This is a genomic window from Nocardia africana NBRC 100379 (assembly GCF_001612635.1).
GTDB lineage: Bacteria > Actinomycetota > Actinomycetes > Mycobacteriales > Mycobacteriaceae > Nocardia > Nocardia africana.
In genome coordinates this window covers 698,795-718,645 of record NZ_BDAV01000006.1, presented here as the reverse complement: position 1 = coordinate 718,645, position 19,851 = coordinate 698,795, and the positions used below count along the sequence as shown (strand labels likewise).

The window sequence follows — 19,851 nt, the reverse complement described above, 5'->3', positions numbered from 1 at the left end:
GCGCAGGCGCGGTCGGGAGAGCCGCTGCCGGGGCGGCTGTGATCGGGGGAGCCACGGTCGAGCACGGTGCGGCTCAGCTCAATTCGAGGACCGGGCGCACTTCCACGCCCCCGGAGCTCATCGGCACCCGGCGGGCGATGGCGATCGCGGCGTCGAGGTCCTCGGCCTCGATCAGGTAGTAACCGCCGAGCTGCTCCTTGGTCTCGGCGAACGGGCCGTCGGTGATCACGAAGTCACCGGCGCCGTCCGGCCGCACACTGGTGGCGGTGTGGCTGTGGTGCAAGGCGTTTCCGCCGCGCAGCGCCGCCGCGTGGTCCTGACCGAACCGCCGGTGGCTGTCGAGCATCGCGCTGCCGGATTCCGGTTCGGCCGCGGCTCGCTCGTCCTGGTAGATGAGGATCAGATACTGCGACATGGGTTTCGTCCTCCGAGTGGGTGGCCCGCCTTTCGAGCCATTCAACTCTTCGACGCGCACCCCGCCACCGAATCGACAGCCGCATGGAAAATTCTCAGGAATTTCCGGAATCGGCGAGCCGGGCCAGCGCGTCACCCGCGAGCCGGAATCCGGTCCACTCGTCCTGCGCGACCGCGCCCAGGCCGCGGTAGAACTCGATCGAGGGCGTATTCCAGTCCAGCACCGACCAATCCACCCGGGTGTACCCGTTGGCCACGGCCTCGCGGGCCAGTTCGGCGAGCAGCGCCTTGCCCAGGCCACGACCGCGCGCCTCCGGCCGGACGTAGAGATCTTCCAGGTAGATGCCGTGCCTACCGGTCCAGGTCGAATAGTTCAGGAACCAGATCGCGCATCCGGCGACCCGCCCATCGACGGTCGCGACGTGGGCGAACACCGCGGGCGCCGGACCGAACAGAGCGGCGTGCAGGTCGTCGGCGGTCAGCGCGCAGAGTTCGCGTGACTTCTCGTAGTCGGCGAGGTCGTAGACCAGTTCGGCGAGGGCGGGGACATCCTCGGGCGTGGCGCGGCGAATCATCGGCCTGCCTCGGGTGACGCCACGATGTTGTGCGCCAGAATCGTGGCGGACTGATGGTCGTGGCCGAGCACGCTGATCGCGGCGGTGGACAGGAAGAATCGCCGTCCTTCCCGGGCCGGGAAACCGGCCCAGCGCGCGATCAGCACCCGGGAGAAATGTCCGTGCCCGACCAGCACCACATCACGGGTGCGCAATGCCGGCGCCACCGATTCCAGCACCCGATCGGCCCGCGCGCCGACCGCGTCGGCGGATTCGCCGCCCGGTACGTCACCGGTGAACACGGTCCAACCGGGGGCGGTTTCGCGGATCTGCGGGGTGGTCAGGCCCTCGTAGTCGCCGTAATCCCATTCGACCAGGTCGTCGTCGACCCGCGGATCGGGCAGCCCGGCCAGTTCGGCGCTGTGCACGGCACGCTTCTTCGGGCTGGTCAGCACCAGCGGATCGCTCAGGTCGAGACCCGCCAGGACCTTTCCGGCCGCTCGCGCTTGTGCTTCACCCCGTTCGGTGAGCGCGATATCGGTGCGCCCGGTGTGTTTGCGTGCCGCCGACCACGCGGTCTCGCCGTGCCGCAGCAGCACCAGCCGATAGTCCCTGTCCGATGCACTCATGATCCCGATCATGCCGCACCGCGGGACCGACCGGCCGGACGGATGGATGCGAGGACTCAGCTGGTTCCGTAGAGCCGGCCGCCCCGCAACTCCAGCACCACCGGCCCGCTCACGGCCAGCGAGATCGGCTCCCCGTGGTAGCCGCTGCGCCGCAACGGGATCCGCTTCTGCTGGGCGCCGCTGCCGGGATCGAGTGCCGCGATGCCGTCGGCCACCGGCACCAGGACGTTGCCTGCCATCATCGCCGGCGCGCCCAGGGCGTCCGGTGCGGTCCACAGCGGCTCGAAGGTGCTCGCGCTCAGCGCGATCACACTGTTGCCGGTGAACACGAAATACGCCGACCCGAGCCGGGTGACCGTGCTGTTGTCGGCGATCGGCGCGGAAAGGTGGTGCACCGCAAGTGAATTCGCATTGGCGTCGTAGATCGCGAATTCCGGTGGGGCGGCATCGGTTCCGGGAAGATACAGCGCTATCCGGTTGTCCGCGACCGCCACGACGCGGGCGTTGGCGGCCGCCGCTCCGGGTTCGGTCAAGACGTGCGAGCCGTACTCCTCCGGGGCGGAGGCCTCCTTGGGCGCAGGATTCAGCACCGTCAGCCGGTCCGCGGCGTCGTCGGGGCAGCGTTCGAGCACGGCCAGGCGACTGCCGCCCGAGGCCGCCGACAGCAGCGTGCAGTCGTGCCGGGGCTGCGTGTGCGGGTTCACCTGCGCGTCGACGTAGCCGTACTCGAGCGTGCGGACCAGATCCGAACGCCACACCTCCAGCCGGCGCGGGCCCTGGGCCAGCACGTAGGTGCCGTCGGTCGACAGCCGGACCTGCGAGTCCATATAGCTGCTGCGCGCGGTGCGCCGACGCCCGTCCTCCGCGCCGAGCATCGTGGTCTGGCTGCAACCACGCGGATCGCGATAGGTGGCGATCACGGTGGCGAACTGGCTCTCCAGCGCGCACAGGGGCAGATCGCGCTGATACTTCCACAGCTCGCGCCCGGTGGCCGGATCGAGACCACGGACGGTGCCGCCGTCACCGGTGATGGCGACGCCGCTGGAGGTCAGCGCTCGCGCGGAGACGTCGTCGGGCGCCTGCCACCGTTCGGTGAGGGCGTCCGGCAGCCTGTCGGCCGCCGGCGCCACCGAGGACGGATGCGCCGCGGGGTCGGATTCGGTGCCGCGGGCGTCGCTCGTCGACCACACGACAGCGGCCGCGATCGCCACCACAACGGCGATCGCGACTGCGGCATAGAGGTCGGCGCGCGTCCGCCGCTCGGGTGCGAGCACGTCAGCGAGACTAACCGATCCGGCGACTAGGCCGACGCGGCAGTCTGATCGCCACCTGTTGCCGCGCTACCGGTCTCGGCTGCCGAGTCGTCACCGCCGGTGGTGTCGCCGGCCTCCGCGGCGGGCTTCCGACGCCGGCGGCGACGACGCCGCGCCGGCTTGTCGCCCTCGGTGGTGTCACTCGCGGGCTGTTCGTCCGGAACCGATTGCGCCGCAGCACTTTCCGCGGTGGCCGTCGCGGACTCGGCCGACTCGGCCGTGGTGCTCTCGGTCGCGTCGACCGCCTTACCGCCGCGGGTGCGGCGGCGATTGCGCTTGCGGGGCTGGCGTGCCTCCCGCTCTTCCACGACCGCATCCGGCTCGCGCGCGGGTGCGCGCCGCACGGTTCCGGTCGCGTTCTCCGGAATGCCGAGATCGCTGCGCAGGTGCTCGGAGCGCGAGTAGGTTTCCACCGGCTCCGGCATGCCCAGGCCCAGCGCGGAATCGATGCTCGCCCAGCGATGCAGTTCGTCCCAGTCGACCAGCGTGACCGCGACACCGGTGCGCCCGGCCCGGCCGGTGCGGCCGATGCGGTGCACATAGGTCTTCTCGTCTTCCGGGCACTGATAGTTGACGACATGGGTGACGTCGTCGATATCGATACCGCGGGCGGCGACATCGGTCGCTACCAGCACGTCGATCTTGCCCTTGCGGAATTTGTCCAGCGCCTTCTCGCGCGCGATCTGCCCCAGATCGCCGTGTACCGCACCGACGGCGAAACCGCGGTCGGCCAGATCGTCGGCGACCTTCTGGGCGGTGCGCTTGGTGCGGGTGAAGATCATGGTCGCGCCGCGCCCCTCGGCCTGCAGAATCCGCGCGACCAATTCGCTCTTGTCCAGCGCGTGGGCGCGGTAGACGAATTGCGCGGTGCGATCGTGCACCGCGGAATCGGACGGTTCCTCGGCCCGGATATGGGTGGGCTTGTGCAGGAATGTGCGGGCCAGCGTGATGATCGGGCCCGGCATGGTCGCCGAGAACAGCATCGTCTGACGCTGGTCGGGAACCATCGACAGAATGCGCTCGATATCCGGCAGGAAGCCGAGGTCGAGCATTTCGTCGGCCTCGTCGAGCACGAGTACGCCGACCTTGCCGAGAATCAGATGCTGCTGTTCGGCCAGGTCCAGCAGGCGGCCGGGTGTGCCGACGACGACGTCGACCCCTTCACGCAATGCGGCGATCTGCGCGTCGTAGGGGCGGCCGCCGTAGATCGAGGTGACCCGCAGGCGTCCCTGCTGATTGCTCAGGTATTTGCCGGCATTCTCCAGATCCTGGGTGACCTGGACGCACAGCTCTCGCGTCGGCACGATGACCAGCGCGCGGGGAGTGCCGTCCAACGCCGTGGTGCCGGAATCGGCGGTGGAAATTCGGTGCAGCAGCGGGACGCCGAATCCGAAGGTCTTGCCCATACCGGTGCGGGCCTGACCGATCAGATCGTCACCGGCCAGTGCGAGCGGGAGGGTCAACTCCTGGATGGCGAATGTGTGTTCGATTCCGATCTCGCCGAGAGCGCGCACGATTTCGGGGCGAACGCCCAATTCGGCGAATGTCGGAGTGGTGTGGGTGGGGTCGAGTTCCGCTGTCAGCAGCGTGTCCGCCAACCCGGGTTCTTGTTCGACAGTGATCTTGCTCAGGATTCGTGCCTTCCTCGTGTTTGTCGCATCCAGCGCGCACGAGGGTGGATTGGGACCGGATTTCCGGGCCACCACATTTCCGGCGGGTTCCACCTGCACTCTCGCCACCCGGATCGCTGTCCGGGCGCGGCGCAAAGGGGTCGCGGATCTGGTGCGCGCACATTTTCGGTGGGCTTCGGTTACCCCTTGTCGCACTGCCTCGACCACCGGTCCCGATATGCCGGCCGGGATATGGCGGTGCGAGCGAAAATTTCCGTTGCCCATAGAGATTGTAGCGTGATAGTTTTCTTCGCCTCGCTCCCGCTGTCGTGCGCGGCGGTGCGGCGTCCGGTCCGTCTGCGGCACACGGTAATTCGTCGTGACCGGCGAAATTGCGCGGCCGGCGGGAACGGCGATATCGCGGGAGTATGTGCGCGCGCACCGAGGGTTCGATATGTCCGCTTTCGCCGCCGGGTTCGCGACCGGGGTCTGCGGGTGGTCCGGCCCGGCGTGGCCCAGCCCACATATGTGAGACGGTGTGTCACACGATAAATTGGTGTCCGTGAGCTTGGCAGAGACCGTGGGCGTCGCGGCCCGCAACGCATGGGCGCTGACCTTCGGCGACGGCATCGAGGAGCCCGCTCCCACTCCCTCGACGGTGCTCTGGGACGAACCGCACCGGCTGCTGCGCCGCTACGACGTCGATCCCGCCGGACCGCCGCCCGCCGACGACACGGCGGTGCTGATGGTTCCGCCGCTGGCGGCCCCCGCGGTGTGCTTCGACCTGCGCCCGGACCAGAGTATGGCCCGCTTCCTGCTGGAGATCGGCCGCCGCCCCTATCTGGTCGACTACGGCGAGATCGGCTTCGCCGACCGCCGCATGGGATTCGAGGACTGGGTCGACGACATCCTGCCCGAGGCGGTGCGCCGCGTCTCGGCCGATCGCGACGGAGCTCCCGTCGATCTGGTCGGCTGGTCGCTCGGCGGCGTGCTGTCACTGCTCACCGCCGCGGCCGACGCGACCCTGCCGATTCGCTCCGTGACGGCCGTCGGCGCACCGCTGGACTACAACCGCGTGAACGGGGTTCCGCAGGTCCGCGCGCTGGCGCGCATCGACGGCGGGCGGATCGTGTCGAACCTGGTCCGGGCGACCGGCGGTGTGCCGGCGCCGCTGACCCGCATCGCCTACCGGGCCGCGGCCTGGGACCGGGAATTGCGCCGGCCGATGTTCCTGGCGAGCAATCTGACCGATTCCGCGACGCTGGCCCGCATGGAGACCATCGACCGGTTCCAGTCCCAGCTGCCCGGCTATCCCGGCCGCTTCTACAACCAGCTCTGGAGCCGGTTCATGCTCGCCAACGACATCGGCGAGGGCGTGGTGCACGTCGGCGCCCGCCCGATCGCGCTGGCCGAGATCACCGCCCCGGTCCTGCTCGTGGGCGGGACCGACGACGTGATCACGCCCGCGGCGGCGGTGGCGCACGGGCAGCGGACACTGACGGGCGCCCGCGAGGTGCGGTACGAGACCTCGCCCGGCAGCCATCTGGGCATCCTGATCGCCCGCGACACCACGTGGAGCTATCTGGAGAAGTTCCTGGGCGACCAGGCGTGATCGGGCGCGTGATCGGCACCAGCTACTTGTCGGTTCGGACATCCTGGTGTGAGGTGCCGCCGGCGGGGGAACTCTTTCCGGCGTCGCGCCGCCGCCCCCTCCGGGCGCCGACCCACTAGGGTGGTGTCCATGGGTGCAAACACATCTGGCGCGCTGGGTGTTTCGACCGAATCCGATCATCGAATCCCCGCCGACCATCTCGGTGTCACCGATCTGTTCGCGGTTCTCGCCTACGGTGAGATCTCCGCGTTCTACCGCCTGGCGGAAGAGGCGAAATTATCGCCCACGCTACGAGGCAAGGTGGCGGTGGCGAAGATGGCCGCCGCCGAGATGGAGCATTTCGAAACGCTGGAGCGGGCGCTGCAGGGACGCGGAGTCGACGTCTTCGACGCGATGGCGCCGTTCGTCCGGGCGTTGGACGACTACCACGCCTCGACCGATCCCTCGACCTGGCTCGAGTCGATGGTGAAGTTCTACGTCGGCGACGGCATCGCCGCCGACTTCTACGCGGTGCTCGCCGATGCGCTCGCGCCGGAGGTGGCCGCGGTCGTGCGCGATGTGCTGGCCGAAACCCACCACTCGGAATTCGTCATCGAGGAGGTGCGCCGGGCGGTCACCGTCAGCCGCTCCGAGCGCGACCGGCTCACGCTGTGGGGCCGGCGGCTGCTCGGCGAGGCCATCACCCAGGCGCAGTACGTGATGGCCCAGCGCGACGAACTGACCGAACTGGTCCTCACCGCGACCGGCGACCTCAACGGGGTGGCGGCGTTGTTCGAACGGATGCAGAACTCGCATGCCGAGCGGATGCGGGTGCTGAGCCTGGGATGAGCCGCCGGCGACGGCCGTCGGGACCGGCGGCTGTTCGCTGACAGCACAGGCAGGCGCGTCGTCTCCGACCCGTTGGCTGCACTAGCCTGGGCAGCGACACCATCTGGACTCTAGGAGGTTGGCCGTGGAGGTCAAGATCGGCATTTCGGATAGCCCGCGGGAACTGGTGATCGCCAGCTCGCAGACCCCGGAGGAGGTCGAGGCGCTGGTATCCGGCGCGCTGAGCGGTTCGGGCGGTGTGCTGACCCTCGAGGACGAGAAGGGTCGCAAGTACCTGATCCAGGCCGCGAAGGTGGCCTATGTCGAAATCGGCACCTCCACCAGCGGCCGCGTGGGTTTCGCGGCGGTGTAGAAGCGACCGCGGCGAAGTCGCTGCGGGCATGACGAACGGAAAGGCCCCGGCCTGCTGTCGAAGCAAGCCGGGGCCGAAACGTTGTGCCGGATTTCCCGAGAACTTACCGCTGGGAGAGCGGGACGCGGGACAGACCACCCCAGCAGAGCTGGACGGTGGTGTCGACGGCCTCTTCCTTCGGGATCGGCCGGTCCGCCTCGAGCCAGTAGCGCGCGGTGATCTGGCTGGCGCCCACGAGGCCCACGGCCAGAATGCGGGCACGGTAGGGGTCCAGTCCCGAGTCGTGGGCGACGAGATCGAAGACGGCGTCCACACAGGCCTCGGTGGCCTGCTCGACGCGTCGCTGCACCTGCGGCTCGCTGGTCAGGTCGGATTCGAAAACCAGTCGGAATCCCTGGGTTTCGTGATCGACGAAGTCGAAGTACGCCGCGACGGCGGCCCGGACGCGCTGCCGGTTGTCGGTGGTCGACCGCAGCGCCTGGCGGACACTCGACACCAACGCGTCGATGTAGTTCTGCAGGACCGCCAGATACAGTTCGAGCTTACTCGAAAAGTGCTGGTACAGAACAGGTTTGGAAACGCCGGCGCATTGCGAGATCTCGTCCATGCCGGCGGCGTGGTAGCCGCGCAGCACGAAGACCTCGCTGGCCGCGGCGAGCAGCTGGGCACGGCGGGCCTCCCGGGGTAGGCGGGTTCCGCGCTTGCTCGGTGCCATGGCCTCGGACGACAGTCGCGAGGACGTCATCCGGTCCACGAGGTCAGTCATTTCGGTTCTCCCAATCGATTCCCGGCGGGAACGTGGATGTGCACGGTATTCAACGAACGATACTCGTTCGTGATGCAGCCCGCTGCGGGTCGGGGTGCACTGGCTGGGAAGCCGATCCCGTTCCTGCCGTTGTGGTATTCGAATAACCTTCCACACCTATTGGCAACCTGTCAGTAACTGGCCGCCGTGAGAAATCTCGCACAGTCGTGAGATTTCTCGCAACCCCCGCCGGTCAACGGCAGGTATGTAGGTGCCACAGAACGGCCTGTGAGAATCTGGGGGGGTGAGCGATCAACGGGGCAGACCGACCGGCGGGCCCGATTCGCCTCGCCCCGCCGGCGTTCTGGCCGCGCGCGCGGAATCGGCCGCTACCGGCCGGCGTGACCGGCAGCAATCGACGGAAAGCTCCGAATTCTACGATCCGCTCGGCCTGTATTCCGGCAATGGCGACCGTTCTCATCAGCCGCTGCGCGCGAAATGGGATCCGACCGGTGCCCACGAGTCGGCGAATCGGCCGCGGCCGGAACGGGATACGAAGAAGCAGAGCGCGCTGGGGCGGTTCGTGTCCACCTACGGCTGGCGGGCCTACGCACTTCCGGTACTGGTGATCATCACCGCGCTGGTGATCGTGGACGCCGTCAAGGGGGGTACCACCAATTCCGGCGGCTCCACCCCCGCGCTCGGCCGGCTCAGCCAGCACACCAGCAAGGCCGGCATCATCGGCGCACCACCCAAGGGCGACGGCAAATTCGCCGGCGATCCGCCCTCCGGCGCGCTGCCCGCCGGCGGGCCGTTCACGGAGACGGCGGCGGGCACCTGGCATATCGTCCCCGGTGCGTCGGCGCAGGTCGGGGCCGGGCAGGAACATCTGTTCACCTACACCGTCGAGGTGGAGAACGGGGTCGACACCGCCTCGCTCGGTGGGGACGATTCGGTCGCCAAGATGGTGGAGGCGACCCTGGCCAATCCCAAGAGCTGGACCCACGATCAGCGCTTCGGCTTCCGCCGGATCGACAACGGCGAACCGGATTTCCGCATCTCGCTGACCTCCCGGCAGACCACCAAATCGGCCTGCGGTTTCGAAATTCCGATCGACTCCTCCTGCTACAACTCCGATCTCGGCCGCGTGGTGCTCTCGGAGGTGCGCTGGGTGCGCGGCGCCACCGCCTTCGAGGGCGATATCGGCTCCTATCGCCAATATCAGATCAACCACGAGGTCGGCCACGCCATCGGCTACCACGAGCATCAGCCGTGCGAGACCGACGGGGGATTGGCGCCGGTGATGATGCAACAGACCTTCGGCACCCGCAACAACGACATCGCGACGTTGGACCCGCAGGGCGTGGTGCCGATGGACGGTAAGAAATGCCGCTTCAACCCCTGGCCGTATCCTCGGGGATAGCAACGGCATGCCGGCACCACGGCTCGCGGAGAGGCGGCACGGGAAGAACGGCTCGGTTCGCCGCGTTGCACATGCAAGCCCTATCGGCGAATTCGATTCGAGGAGTCTGCGACGTGTCATCACCACAGTCCCTGCCGCCACTGGTCGAACCGGCCGCGGAGCTGACCAGGGATGAGGTCGCCCGCTACAGCCGGCATCTGATTATTCCCGACGTGGGGATGGACGGCCAGAAACGCCTGAAGAATGCCAAGGTCCTGGTGATCGGTGCGGGTGGTCTGGGCTCGCCGGCGCTGCTGTATCTCGCCGCCGCCGGTGTCGGCACGCTCGGCATCGTGGAGTTCGACGAGGTCGACGCGTCGAATCTGCAGCGGCAGATCATCCACGGCGAATCCGATATCGGCCGCAGCAAGGCCGACAGCGCGCGCGATTCGATTCTGGAGATCAATTCCGGCGTCGAGGTGGTGCTGCACAAGATCCGCCTGGAGCCGGAGAACGCGGTCGACCTGTTCGCGCAGTACGACCTGATCGTCGACGGCACCGACAACTTCGCCACCCGCTATCTGGTCAACGACGCCGCCGTGCTGGCGGGGAAGCCGTACGTGTGGGGGTCGATCTACCGGTTCGAGGGTCAGGTGTCGGTGTTCTGGGAGGACGCCCCCGACGGCCCGAACGGTGAGAAGCGCGGCATCAACTACCGCGACCTGTACCCCGAGGCGCCGCCGCCGGGCATGGTCCCGTCCTGCGCCGAGGGCGGTGTGCTGGGCGTGCTGTGCGCGTCGATCGGTTCGATCATGGTCACCGAGGCGATCAAGCTGATCACCGGCATCGGGGAGACCCTGCTCGGCCGGCTGATGGTCTACGACGCACTGGATATGAACTACCGCACCATCAAGCTGCGGCGCGATCCCGAGCGTCAGCCCATCACCGAGCTCATCGACTACGAGGCCTTCTGCGGTGTGGTCTCCGAGGAGGGCCAGGCCGCCGCGGTGGGTTCCACGGTGACCGCGCGCGAGCTCAAGGACATGCTCGACGCGGGCAAGGACGTCGCCATCATCGACGTTCGCGAACCGGTGGAATGGGACATCGTCCGCATCGACGGCGCGACCCTCATCCCCAAGGACCGCATCCTGTCCGGCGAGGCCCTCGCCGAACTCCCGCAGAACACCCCGATCGTGCTGCACTGCAAGACCGGCATTCGGTCCGCGGAAGCGTTGGCCGCCCTGAAGCGCGCCGGATTCTCCGACGCCACCCACCTCCAGGGCGGAATCGTCGCTTGGGCCAACCAGGTCGACCCGAGCCTGCCCGTCTACTGACGGTGGTCGTTTCCGTGCCCTGACCTCCGGCGCGTTGTCTCGAGTGGACAAGTTCCCGGGGTTACGGTACGGCCGTGACATCTGTCGAACCTCCGGAGCATGTTCGGGCCACCTTCGGGCTGCGCGAAGTGTCCCCGGTCGCGCTGGGCGACTGGGACGGTGGGTGGCGGTGCGGAGAGGTGGTGCTCAGCCCGGTGGCCGATCACGCCCGGGCGGCGTGGTCGGCGAAGGTCCGGGAGACACTGCAGGTAGACGGGGTGCGGCTGGCACGGCCGGTGCGCGCCACCGACGGTCGCTACGTGGTGTCCGGCTGGCGTGCCGATACCTATATGGACGGCACTCCGGAACCACGCCACGACGAGGTGGTGTCGGTGTCGCTGCGCCTGCATCACGCCACCGCGCGGCTGGAGCGTCCGCGCTTCCTGGCGCAGCAGCCGATCGCGCCGTGGGGCGATGTCGACGTCTTCGTCGCCGCGGACCGGGCGGCTTGGGAGTCGGTGCCGTTGCGCAGCCTGAAGGCCGGCGGCATGCTGCCGGTGACCACGCCGGACGGCCGTCACAGCATCGACATGCTGGCGCAGCTCGCGACGTTGCGTAAACCGGTGCAGATACCGTCGCAGCTGGTGCACGGCGATCTGTTCGGCACGGTGTTGTTCGCGAACGGCCAGGCGCCGGGACTCACCGACATCACCCCGTACTGGCGGCCCGCGTCCTGGGCGGCCGGGGTGATCGTGGTCGACGCCCTGTCCTGGGGCGGTGCGGATCCGGGCTTGCTCGACCGCTGGTCGGATCTGCCGGAGTGGCCGCAGATGTTGTTGCGCGCGGTCATGTTCCGGCTCGCGGTGCACGCGCTGCATCCGCGGTCGACGGCGGAAGCGTTTCCCGGTCTGGCGCACACCGCCGACATGATTCGCTTGATGCTCTAGCGGGCCCGCCGATCGAATGCGACCGGCGAGCCCGCGGTTCACGAGTCCGCGACCCTAGACGCCCGCATGGGCCAGGGACGGCACCCGTCCGACGGCGAACGACGAGCGCAGATAGAACCACCAGGTGAGTCCGCCCATCACCAGGAAGGCGACGGCATAGGCCCAGAAGGCCGGTGCCATTCCGCCGAAGTGGATGTTGGATTCCCGCAGCGCCTGCTGCAGCACCCACCCGCCGGCCGCACCCACCGCGCCGACCACACCGATCGCCGCACCCGCCTGCCGTTTGGCCGCGGCCAGCGCGGTCGCCGGGTCCTGGCCGTGTTCGGCGGCGCGGCGCTTGGCCTCGGCTCCGAAGATCGAGGGGATCATCCGGTAGGTGGACCCGTTGCCGATCCCCGACAGCACGAACAGCAGCAGGAACGAGATCAGATACAGCGGGAAGTTCTTCACCGAGAGCGCGGCCACGATCAGCGCGGTGGCGCCGGCCATACCGGCGAACACGTAGACCGTGATCCGGGCGCCGGTGAACCGGTCCGCGATCCAGCCGCCGAACGGCCGGCTCAGCGATCCGACGAAGGCGCCGAGGAAGGCGAGATTACCGATCGTGGACATCCAGCCGATCTTGGCCAGCTCCGGAAAGGTGGATTTGAGCAGGGTGGGGAAGGCGAACGAGAACCCGATGAACGATCCGAAGGTGCCGATGTAGAGCACCGCCATGATCCAGGTGTGCCGATTGGTCAATGCCGGCCGATAGGAACTGCCGTCGGATTTCGCGCCGGTGATCGAATCCATGTACCGCAGGGCGCCGAACATGGCGACCAGGATGAACGGAATCCACACCAGCACGGCGAGGGTGATGCCGAACCGGTAGCCGGCCGGATCCTTGGCCATGAGATGGGTGCCGAGGGTGATGATCAGCGGCACCAGCAGTTGGGTCTGCGCGACCCCCATATTGCCGCCCGCGGCGTTGATTCCGAGCGCGGCGCCCTTCTTGCCCTCGGGGTAGAAGAAATTGATATTCGCCATCGACGAGGAGAAATTGCCACCACCCACGCCGGCGAGCGCGGCCAGCAGCATGAACACCCAGAACGGCGTGCCGGGCTGATTGACGAAATAGACCAGCCCCAGCGTCGGCAGCAGCAACATGCCCGCGCTGAAGACGGTGAACGCCCGGCCACCGAATTTCGGAATGGCGAAGGTGTAGGGCACGCGCAACGCGGCGCCGACGAGGGTGGGGGTGGAGGTGAGCAGCAGCGAATTGGCGACGGCGTCGGGCCCGCTCAGATAATGAAAGCCCGCCGAACCCATGGCGGTGACCACGCTGGCCCACAGCACCCAGATACTGAATCCGAGATTCTCGGAGAAGACCGAGAAGGCGAGATTCTTACGGGCAGTGCGTTTTCCGCCGTTCTCCCAGAAGGTTTCGTTGTCGGGCTCCCAGTGATCGAGCCAGCGGCCGCGGGCCTGATAGTGGAAGTCGGGAGCGGCGGTGGCCGATATCGCGGCGTCGGTGGTAGTCATCGGCGCGTTCCTCTCGAAGGGGTGCGACCGCCCTCATCTCGGGGACCCGGAGGTGCGGGTCCGGCGGTCGTATCCACGGTAGGAAGGCGAAATTACGTCCGATTCACGCTCCGTGACGTTCGCAGCAACACTCGCTCACCCCACGATCGGCACCGTGGTGACGAATCGTTTACCTGCCGGCGGAATCCGTCACCGTTCGGGGTATTCGGCGATGAGCGAGCCGAGGAAGCAGTTGGCGGCGCGAGCGGCCCGGTCGGCGTCGCCGTCGATCACAGCGTGGACCAGCTCGGCGTGTTCGTCGTGATACTGGTTGCCGTATTTGGTTGTGCGGGAACGGATCACGTCCTCGATCACGGGCAGCAGCGAATCGTAGAACTCGAGGTAGACGGTGTTGTGGCTCGCCGCGACGATGGCGCGGTGCAGGGCCACGTCCGCGTCGACCGCCGCGGTGCTGTCGGTATCCCAGACCTGGCTGCGCCGGTCGAGCAGTCGCAGCAGGGTCTGCACGTCGTTGTCGTCGCGGCGCAGCGCGGCCAGGCGGGCGGCCTGCACGTCGAGGGCCTGGCGCAGTTCGAGGACATCGCGTTCGACCGCGTCGGCGAAGTATTTGGTGAGGGTGCCGCCGAGGTCGGACGCGGCGATGACGTAGGTGCCCGAACCCTGCCGGCGTTCGAGCATGCCGGCGTGCACGAGCGCCTGCACCGCTTCGCGCACGGTGTTGCGGCCGGTGCCGGTCAATTCGGTGAGTTCCGGTTCGGTGGGTATGCGCGAGCCGATCGGCCAACGCCCCGAACGGATTTCAGCGCGCAGCTGTTCGGTGACCTGAGCGATGAGGCTGGTGCGCCGGACTGGTTGCACGGCCAATAGAGTACCCCTCCTCACATTTGTTGCCCGCTTTCATCCAATCATCCTATGATTTCTCGGTGACGGTTACCAATCTGCAGTCGACTACCGAAATCCGGCGCCGCGGCCTGACCGAGGGCCGGATTCTCGTTCTCGTCGCGATCGTCGTCTCGGCGCTCACGCTGCGCGTGGCGGTCACCGCCTTCACCCCGCTCGCCGAGCGGATCGGCGCCGATATCGGCTATTCCACGGCCGTCGTCGGCGTCTTCGGCATGATCCCGACCGCCATGTTCGCGCTGGCCGGATTGATCACCCCGATCTTCGTGCGCCGGCTCGGCCTGGAACGCACCGCGCTGGTCGCCATGTGCATGGCCGGGGCCGGGCAGCTCACCCGGGCGCTGGTGCCCGACACCTGGGAGCTGCTGAGTCTGTCCGCGTTGGCGCTGGCCGGCATGGGCATCGGCAATGTCGTGATCCCGCCGCTGGTCAAGCGCTATTTCGCCGACCGGCTGGCGGTACTGAGCTCGGTGTACATCACGATGGTGCAGATCGGCACCGTGGTGCCGGCGCTGATCGCGGTCCCGGTCGCCGATGCGGCCGGCTGGCGGGTCTCGCTCGGGCTGTGGGCGCTGCTCGGTTTCGCGGCGGCGGTGCCGTGGCTGGGTGTGCTGCGGGGGCGGCGCGGCCACGACCGCGCCGACACCACCGCGGTGGCCGAGGTACCGGGCGAACAGCCCACACGCGGGGGCAATATCCGGCGGTCGCCGCTGGCGTGGGGGATGGCCGCCATGTTCGGCATGACCTCGCTGGTCACCTACTCGATGTTCACCTGGCTGCCGAAACTCTTCGCCGACGCGGGCGCCGACGCGAGCTTCGGCGGCACGATGGTCGCCTTCTTCTCCTTCATGGGCTTGGCGGCCGCGTTGACCGCGCCCTCGTTCACCGCCCGCATCCGCAATCCGTTCCCCGTCGTGATCGGTTGCGCGATAGCGTTTTTCGCCGCCTTCGCCGGCCTGCTGATCGCGCCGATGAGCGCACCGTGGCTGTGGGTGCTGCTGCTGGGCCTGGGCCCGAGCACCTTCCCGATGGCGCTCACACTGATCAATCTGCGCACCCGCACCCAGGCCGGTTCGGCGGCGCTGTCGGGCTTCACGCAGGGCGTCGGCTACACCGTCGCCTGCGTCGGCCCGCTGCTGTTCGGCGTGCTGCACAGCGTGGTCGGCGGCTGGGGCGCGCCGTTCGCGCTGCTGGCCGTTGCCGTAGTGGTGCTGGTGGCCGGCGCCTGGCAGGCATGTAAGCCACGCATGCTCGAGGACACCTGGCACTGATCGGCTGCCGCGGCGCGACCTTTCGGAGATTTCACCGCTCGGGTTGCGCCGCGGTGAGCTTGTCGCCATGATGTGAGCCGACGCCCGCGGCATGTGGTCCGGGCCACTCGCCGGTATCGACCTCACCGACTTCCCGGGTGAGCGTCGGCACTTTGTGACGCACGGAAACCGTTGTGTCATATGGGCGAAACAAAGTCCCGGTTCTCACCGGGAAACCGCCGAACGCGTGAGCAACCGTTGATTTGCGCGTCATGCTGCGCAGCATCGCGGCAATACCCGTTTTCTACCTTGGGGCCAACCGGATTTCAGGAGGCCCTGTTGAGCACGCTGACGCGTAACCACGACATCGAGCAGTGGGATGCCGAGGATGTCGCGGCCTGGGAGGCCGGCGGCAACAAGATCGCCCGCCGCAATCTGATCTGGTCGGTCGTCGCCGAACATGTCGGATTTTCGGTGTGGTCGATCTGGTCGGTGATGGTGCTGTTCATGCCGGCGGACAAGTTCGGCATCGACGCCGCCGGGAAGTTCTTCCTGGTCGCCATGCCGACCCTGGTCGGCGGCATTCTGCGCATTCCCTACACCGTCGCCACCGCGCGCTTCGGCGGCCGCAACTGGACGATCTTCAGCGCGCTGATGCTGCTGGTCCCGACGCTGCTGACGCTGTACTTCATCAACCAGCCGGGCACGTCCTACACCACGTTCATGGTGGTGGCGGCGTTCGCGGGCCTGGGTGGCGGCAACTTCGCCTCCTCGATGACCAATATCAACGCCTTCTACCCGCAGCGGCTCAAGGGCTGGGCGCTGGGCATGAACGCCGGCGGCGGCAATATCGGCGTCCCGGTGATCCAGCTGATCGGCCTGCTGGTGATCGCGACGCTCGGCAATGCGTACGCGTCGGTCGTCTGCCTCGTGTATCTGGCGTTCATCGCGATCGCCGGACTCGGCGCCGCGCTCTACATGGACAATCTGCGCAATCAGAAGGCCGACCTGTCCTACATGCTGGAGTCGCTGAAGGTTCCGCAGTCCTGGGCGATCGCCTTCCTCTACATCGGCACGTTCGGCTCGTTCATCGGCTTCAGCTTCGCCTTCGGGCAGATTCTGCAGATCGGCTTCAAGGCCGGCGGTGATTCGGCCGCGCAGGCGAGTCTGCACGCCGCGCAGATCGCCTTCATCGGTCCGCTGCTCGGATCGCTGGCCCGACCCTACGGCGGCAAACTGGCCGACCGGTTCGGTGGCAGCCGGGTCACCCTGGCCGGATTCGCGGGGATGATGGTGGCCGCCGTCGTGGTCGCGGTGTCCAGCGTCTCCGCCGACCACCACGGCGGCGTGGCCTCGGGAGCGACCATGGTCACCCTGGTCGCCGGGTTCATCGCCCTGTTCGTGCTCTCCGGGATCGGCAACGGGTCGGTCACCAAGATCATCCCGTCGGTCTTCGACGCGAAGTCCAAGAGCCTTCCGGTGAGCCCCGAGGAGCAGGCCGCCTGGTCGCGCAACACCTCGGGCGCGCTGATCGGCTTCGTCGGCGCCATCGGCGCCCTGGGGGGTGTGGCCATCAACCTGGTGCTGCGCTCCTCCTACGCCTCCACCAATTCCGCGACCACCGCGTTCTGGGTGTTTCTGGCCTTCTACGTCGTCTGCGCCACCGTCGTCTGGTCGATCTTCCTGCGGCGGCCCGGAACGCGTTCGGCGCGAAGCGATTCCGGTGTCGTCGCCGAGGCGGAGGCGCTGGTGCTCGAGGCCGAACGGTCGCCGGACACCGATTCCATCCAGTCCACCACCTCGGCTCGCGCCTGACCATCGGAAAGCATCGGAGGACAGTCATGAACACGACAGTCGAACCCACGCAGCGCAAGACCGTGGTGGTCGTCGGCCACGGCATGGTCGGGCACCGGTTCGTGGAGGCGCTGCGCTCCCGCGACGAGGCCGGGCGCTGGCAGATCGTGGTACTGAGCGAGGAGTCGCAGGCCGCCTACGATCGCGTCGGCCTGTCGTCCTACGTCGGCGCCTGGGACAAGAGCGCGCTCGCCCTGCCCGGCAACGAGTACGCCGGCGACGCGCTGGTGGATCTGCGCCTCGGCGTGCGCGCCGAGGAGATCGACCGCGCCGCGCGTAAGGTCACCACCTCCTCCGGAGACGTGATCGGTTACGACGCACTGGTTCTCGCGACCGGATCGTATGCCTTCGTGCCGCCGGTGCCGGGTCACGATCGCCCCGAGTGTTTCGTCTACCGCACCCTCGAGGACCTCGACGGCATCCGCGCCGCCGCCCAGAAGGCGGGCCCCGGCGCGGTCGGTGTCGTCGTCGGCGGTGGTCTCCTCGGTCTGGAGGCGGCGAATGCCTTGCGGCTCATGGGAATGACGCCGCACGTCGTCGAGTTCGCGCCGCGGCTGATGCCGGTGCAGGTCGACGAGGGTGGCGGCGCGATCCTCGAGAAGCTGGTCACCGATCTGGGCCTGCACGTGCACACGGGGGTCGGTACCTCGGCCATCGAACCCGCCGAAGACGGTGCCGGACTGCGAGTTTCGCTGTCCGACGAGTCGGTGATCGACGCCTCGCTGGTGGTGTTCTCCGCCGGTGTGCGGCCGCGCGATCAGATCGCCCGCGACGCCGGACTGGAGATCGGGCCGCGCGGTGGTGCGCTCACCGACCTCGGCATGGTCACCTCCGATCCCAACATCTACGCCGTCGGCGAGGTCGCGGCCGTGGAGGGCACCTGCTACGGCCTGGTCGCTCCCGGCTACACCACCGCCGAGATCGTCGCGGACCGGCTGCTCGGCGGCGCGGGCGAATTCCCGGGCGCCGACCTGTCGACCAAGTTGAAACTGCTCGGTGTGGACGTGGCCAGCTTCGGTGACGCACACGCCACCACCGAGGGCGCGCTGTCGGTGGTGCTGCACGACGCCGCCAAGGGCACCTACGCCAAGCTGGTGATCTCCGACGACGCCAAGACGCTGCTGGGCGGCATTCTGGTCGGCGACGCCTCGCAGTACGCGGCGCTGCGCCCGCTGGTCGGCAGCGCACTGCCCGCCGAACCGGCCGCGCTCATCTCGCCCGCGGGCGCCGAGCTGGGGGCGGACGCGCTGCCCGACGAGGCGCAGATCTGCTCCTGCAACAACGTGAGCAAAGGGGCCATCGTCGGAGCTATCCGCGAAGGCGCCTGCGACATCGCCGGTGTCAAGAGCTGCACCTCCGCCGGAACCTCCTGCGGCGGTTGCGTTCCCATGATCAAGAAGCTGCTCGAGCAGTCCGGCGTGGAGATGTCCAAGGCGCTGTGCGAGCACTTCACCCAGTCGCGGGCCGAACTGTTCGAGATCGTGCGGGTCACCGGTATCCGGACCTTCTCGGAACTGATCGCCAAGCACGGCACCGGAATCGGCTGCGATATCTGCAAGCCGACCGTCGCCTCCATCCTGGCCTCGACCTCGAGCGATCACATCCTCGACGGTGAGCAGTCCGCACTGCAGGACACCAACGACCACTTCCTGGCCAATCTGCAGAAGAACGGCACCTATTCGGTGGTGCCGCGGATGCCCGGTGGCGAGGTGACGCCCGAGCAGCTGATCGAAATCGGGCAGATCGCCAAGGATTTCGGCCTCTACGTCAAGGTCACCGGTGGTCAGCGCATCGACCTGTTCGGCGCGCGGGTCGAGCAGCTACCGCAGATCTGGCAGCGACTGGTCGACAAGGGGATGGAATCCGGCCATGCCTACGGCAAATCGCTGCGCACCGTGAAGAGTTGCGTGGGCTCCACCTGGTGCCGCTACGGCCAGCAGGATTCGGTCGGCATGGCGGTGCTGCTGGAGAAGCGCTACCGCGGGCTGCGCTCGCCGCACAAGCTGAAGCTGGCGGTCTCAGGTTGTGCCCGCGAATGCGCCGAGGCGCGCGGCAAGGACGTCGGCGTCATCGCCACCGAGAACGGCTGGAACCTCTACGTCGGCGGTAACGGCGGCCTGACGCCGAAGCACGCGGTGCTGCTGGCCGGAGACCTCGACGACGAGACGTTGATCCGCTACATCGACCGCTATCTGATGTTCTACATCCGCACCGCCGACCGGCTGCAGCGGACCGCGCCGTGGCAGGAATCACTCGAGGGCGGCATCGAACACCTGAAGCAGGTCGTCTGCGAGGACTCCCTCGGCATCGCCGCCGAACTGGAGGAGAGCATGGCCCGCCATGTCGCCGGCTACAAGGACGAATGGGCTGCGGTACTGGAGGATCCGGCGAAGCTCTCGCGCTTCGTCACCTTCGTCAACGCGCCGGAGGAGGCCGATCCGACGATCGCCTTCGACGAGAGCGGGGAGCGCAAGACGCCGGTTCTGCTCGGCCTGCCCGAAATGCCGGCCATGCCGGCCGCAACTGCCACGCCCGGGAAATAGCCACGTAATCGTGCGGAAACAGGACACCGGTACCTATTAGGTAAGGCGTTCGGAGGAGATTACC

18 protein-coding genes are annotated in these 19,851 nt (G+C 67.9%); 9 read left to right on the top strand and 9 right to left on the bottom strand.

Annotated features, from left to right (window positions below):
- Window positions 1–73 precede the first annotated feature (73 nt).
- The 5 genes from NA3_RS11510 to NA3_RS11490 all read right to left on the bottom strand — a co-directional run bounded on the left by NA3_RS11510 (window position 74) and on the right by NA3_RS11490 (window position 4,508).
- On the bottom strand, window positions 74–415 hold the full coding sequence (locus NA3_RS11510) for a YciI family protein (protein WP_062963485.1): 342 nt from the start codon (window positions 413–415) through the stop codon (window positions 74–76).
- A gap of 94 nt (window positions 416–509) precedes the next feature.
- The gene (locus NA3_RS11505) at window positions 510–989 is read right to left on the bottom strand and encodes a GNAT family N-acetyltransferase (protein ID WP_062963484.1); all 480 of its coding nucleotides are present in this window, start codon (window positions 987–989) and stop codon (window positions 510–512) included.
- A complete protein-coding gene (locus NA3_RS11500) occupies window positions 986–1,597 on the bottom strand; it encodes an acid phosphatase (protein ID WP_084491490.1) in 612 nt (203 codons plus the stop codon). The genes NA3_RS11505 and NA3_RS11500 overlap by 4 nt, the downstream gene beginning before the upstream one ends.
- Window positions 1,598–1,653: 56 nt before the next feature.
- Window positions 1,654–2,871, bottom strand: a complete 1,218-nt coding sequence (locus NA3_RS11495; RefSeq protein ID WP_062963482.1) for an Rv3212 family protein — start codon at window positions 2,869–2,871, stop codon at window positions 1,654–1,656.
- A gap of 26 nt (window positions 2,872–2,897) precedes the next feature.
- Window positions 2,898–4,508, bottom strand: a complete 1,611-nt coding sequence (locus tag NA3_RS11490) for a DEAD/DEAH box helicase (RefSeq protein ID WP_174561066.1) — start codon at window positions 4,506–4,508, stop codon at window positions 2,898–2,900.
- Window positions 4,509–5,082: 574 nt separating this feature from the next.
- On the opposite strand from NA3_RS11490, the gene NA3_RS11485 reads away from it, so the two are divergent.
- The 3 genes from NA3_RS11485 (at window position 5,083) to NA3_RS11475 (ending at window position 7,312) form a co-directional block, all read left to right on the top strand.
- Entirely contained in the window at window positions 5,083–6,132 is a 1,050-nt protein-coding gene (locus NA3_RS11485) for an alpha/beta fold hydrolase (protein WP_062963643.1), read from the top strand.
- Between the two features lie 129 nt (window positions 6,133–6,261).
- Entirely contained in the window at window positions 6,262–6,960 is a 699-nt protein-coding gene (locus tag NA3_RS11480; RefSeq protein WP_062963481.1) for a ferritin-like fold-containing protein, read from the top strand.
- Between the two features lie 124 nt (window positions 6,961–7,084).
- On the top strand, window positions 7,085–7,312 hold the full coding sequence (locus tag NA3_RS11475; protein WP_030515993.1) for a DUF3107 domain-containing protein: 228 nt from the start codon (window positions 7,085–7,087) through the stop codon (window positions 7,310–7,312).
- Window positions 7,313–7,415: 103 nt separating this feature from the next.
- On the opposite strand, the gene fasR is transcribed toward NA3_RS11475, so the two are convergent.
- Entirely contained in the window at window positions 7,416–8,078 is a 663-nt protein-coding gene (gene fasR / locus NA3_RS11470) for an HTH-type transcriptional activator FasR (protein ID WP_030515992.1), read from the bottom strand.
- Window positions 8,079–8,508: 430 nt separating this feature from the next.
- Here fasR and NA3_RS11465 point away from each other — a divergent pair, with 430 nt between their 5' ends.
- The 3 genes from NA3_RS11465 (at window position 8,509) to NA3_RS11455 (ending at window position 11,719) form a co-directional block, all read left to right on the top strand.
- Window positions 8,509–9,480 (top strand): DUF3152 domain-containing protein, encoded by a 972-nt coding sequence (locus tag NA3_RS11465; protein ID WP_062963642.1) that lies wholly within the window; start codon window positions 8,509–8,511, stop codon window positions 9,478–9,480.
- Window positions 9,481–9,593: 113 nt separating this feature from the next.
- The gene (gene moeZ / locus NA3_RS11460) at window positions 9,594–10,793 is read left to right on the top strand and encodes an adenylyltransferase/sulfurtransferase MoeZ (RefSeq protein WP_062963480.1); all 1,200 of its coding nucleotides are present in this window, start codon (window positions 9,594–9,596) and stop codon (window positions 10,791–10,793) included.
- Window positions 10,794–10,867: 74 nt separating this feature from the next.
- Window positions 10,868–11,719: a TIGR02569 family protein gene (locus NA3_RS11455; protein ID WP_062963479.1), complete on the top strand. Its 852-nt coding sequence runs from the start codon at window positions 10,868–10,870 to the stop codon at window positions 11,717–11,719.
- 54 nt (window positions 11,720–11,773) lie between these two features.
- On the opposite strand, the gene NA3_RS11450 is transcribed toward NA3_RS11455, so the two are convergent.
- Together NA3_RS11450 and NA3_RS11445 are read right to left on the bottom strand one after the other, a co-directional pair.
- Window positions 11,774–13,240, bottom strand: a complete 1,467-nt coding sequence (locus tag NA3_RS11450) for an MFS transporter (RefSeq protein WP_062963478.1) — start codon at window positions 13,238–13,240, stop codon at window positions 11,774–11,776.
- A gap of 189 nt (window positions 13,241–13,429) precedes the next feature.
- On the bottom strand, window positions 13,430–14,098 hold the full coding sequence (locus NA3_RS11445) for a FadR/GntR family transcriptional regulator (protein WP_062963477.1): 669 nt from the start codon (window positions 14,096–14,098) through the stop codon (window positions 13,430–13,432).
- Between the two features lie 65 nt (window positions 14,099–14,163).
- Between NA3_RS11445 and NA3_RS11440 the strand changes: the two genes are divergently transcribed.
- Complete coding sequence (locus NA3_RS11440; protein WP_227995356.1) at window positions 14,164–15,411, top strand: MFS transporter; 1,248 nt, start codon at window positions 14,164–14,166, stop codon at window positions 15,409–15,411.
- A 31-nt stretch (window positions 15,412–15,442) separates the two neighbouring features.
- Here NA3_RS11440 and NA3_RS39025 read toward each other — a convergent pair whose 3' ends face one another.
- Window positions 15,443–15,574, bottom strand: coding sequence for a hypothetical protein (locus NA3_RS39025; RefSeq protein WP_258562141.1), 132 nt, complete (start codon window positions 15,572–15,574; stop codon window positions 15,443–15,445).
- Between the two features lie 152 nt (window positions 15,575–15,726).
- Between NA3_RS39025 and NA3_RS11435 the strand changes: the two genes are divergently transcribed.
- Both NA3_RS11435 and nirB read left to right on the top strand, forming a co-directional pair.
- Complete coding sequence (locus tag NA3_RS11435) at window positions 15,727–17,205, top strand: nitrate/nitrite transporter (RefSeq protein WP_227995487.1); 1,479 nt, start codon at window positions 15,727–15,729, stop codon at window positions 17,203–17,205.
- Between the two features lie 26 nt (window positions 17,206–17,231).
- Window positions 17,232–19,787 (top strand): nitrite reductase large subunit NirB, encoded by a 2,556-nt coding sequence (gene nirB / locus NA3_RS11430; protein ID WP_062963475.1) that lies wholly within the window; start codon window positions 17,232–17,234, stop codon window positions 19,785–19,787.
- The last annotated feature ends 64 nt before the right edge of the window (window positions 19,788–19,851 follow it).

Bases quoted from the DNA above. Each gene is read 5' to 3' on its own strand.
- NA3_RS11510 (WP_062963485.1), bottom strand. From the start codon at position 415: ATGTCGCAGTATCTGATCCTCATCTACCAGGACGAGCGAGCCGCGGCC.
- NA3_RS11505 (WP_062963484.1), bottom strand. From the start codon at position 989: ATGATTCGCCGCGCCACGCCCGAGGATGTCCCCGCCCTCGCCGAACTG.
- NA3_RS11500 (WP_084491490.1), bottom strand. From the start codon at position 1,597: ATGAGTGCATCGGACAGGGACTATCGGCTGGTGCTGCTGCGGCACGGC.
- NA3_RS11480 (WP_062963481.1), top strand. From the start codon at position 6,262: ATGGGTGCAAACACATCTGGCGCGCTGGGTGTTTCGACCGAATCCGAT.
- fasR (WP_030515992.1), bottom strand. From the start codon at position 8,078: ATGACTGACCTCGTGGACCGGATGACGTCCTCGCGACTGTCGTCCGAG.
- NA3_RS11450 (WP_062963478.1), bottom strand. From the start codon at position 13,240: ATGACTACCACCGACGCCGCGATATCGGCCACCGCCGCTCCCGACTTC.
- nirB (WP_062963475.1), top strand. From the start codon at position 17,232: ATGAACACGACAGTCGAACCCACGCAGCGCAAGACCGTGGTGGTCGTC.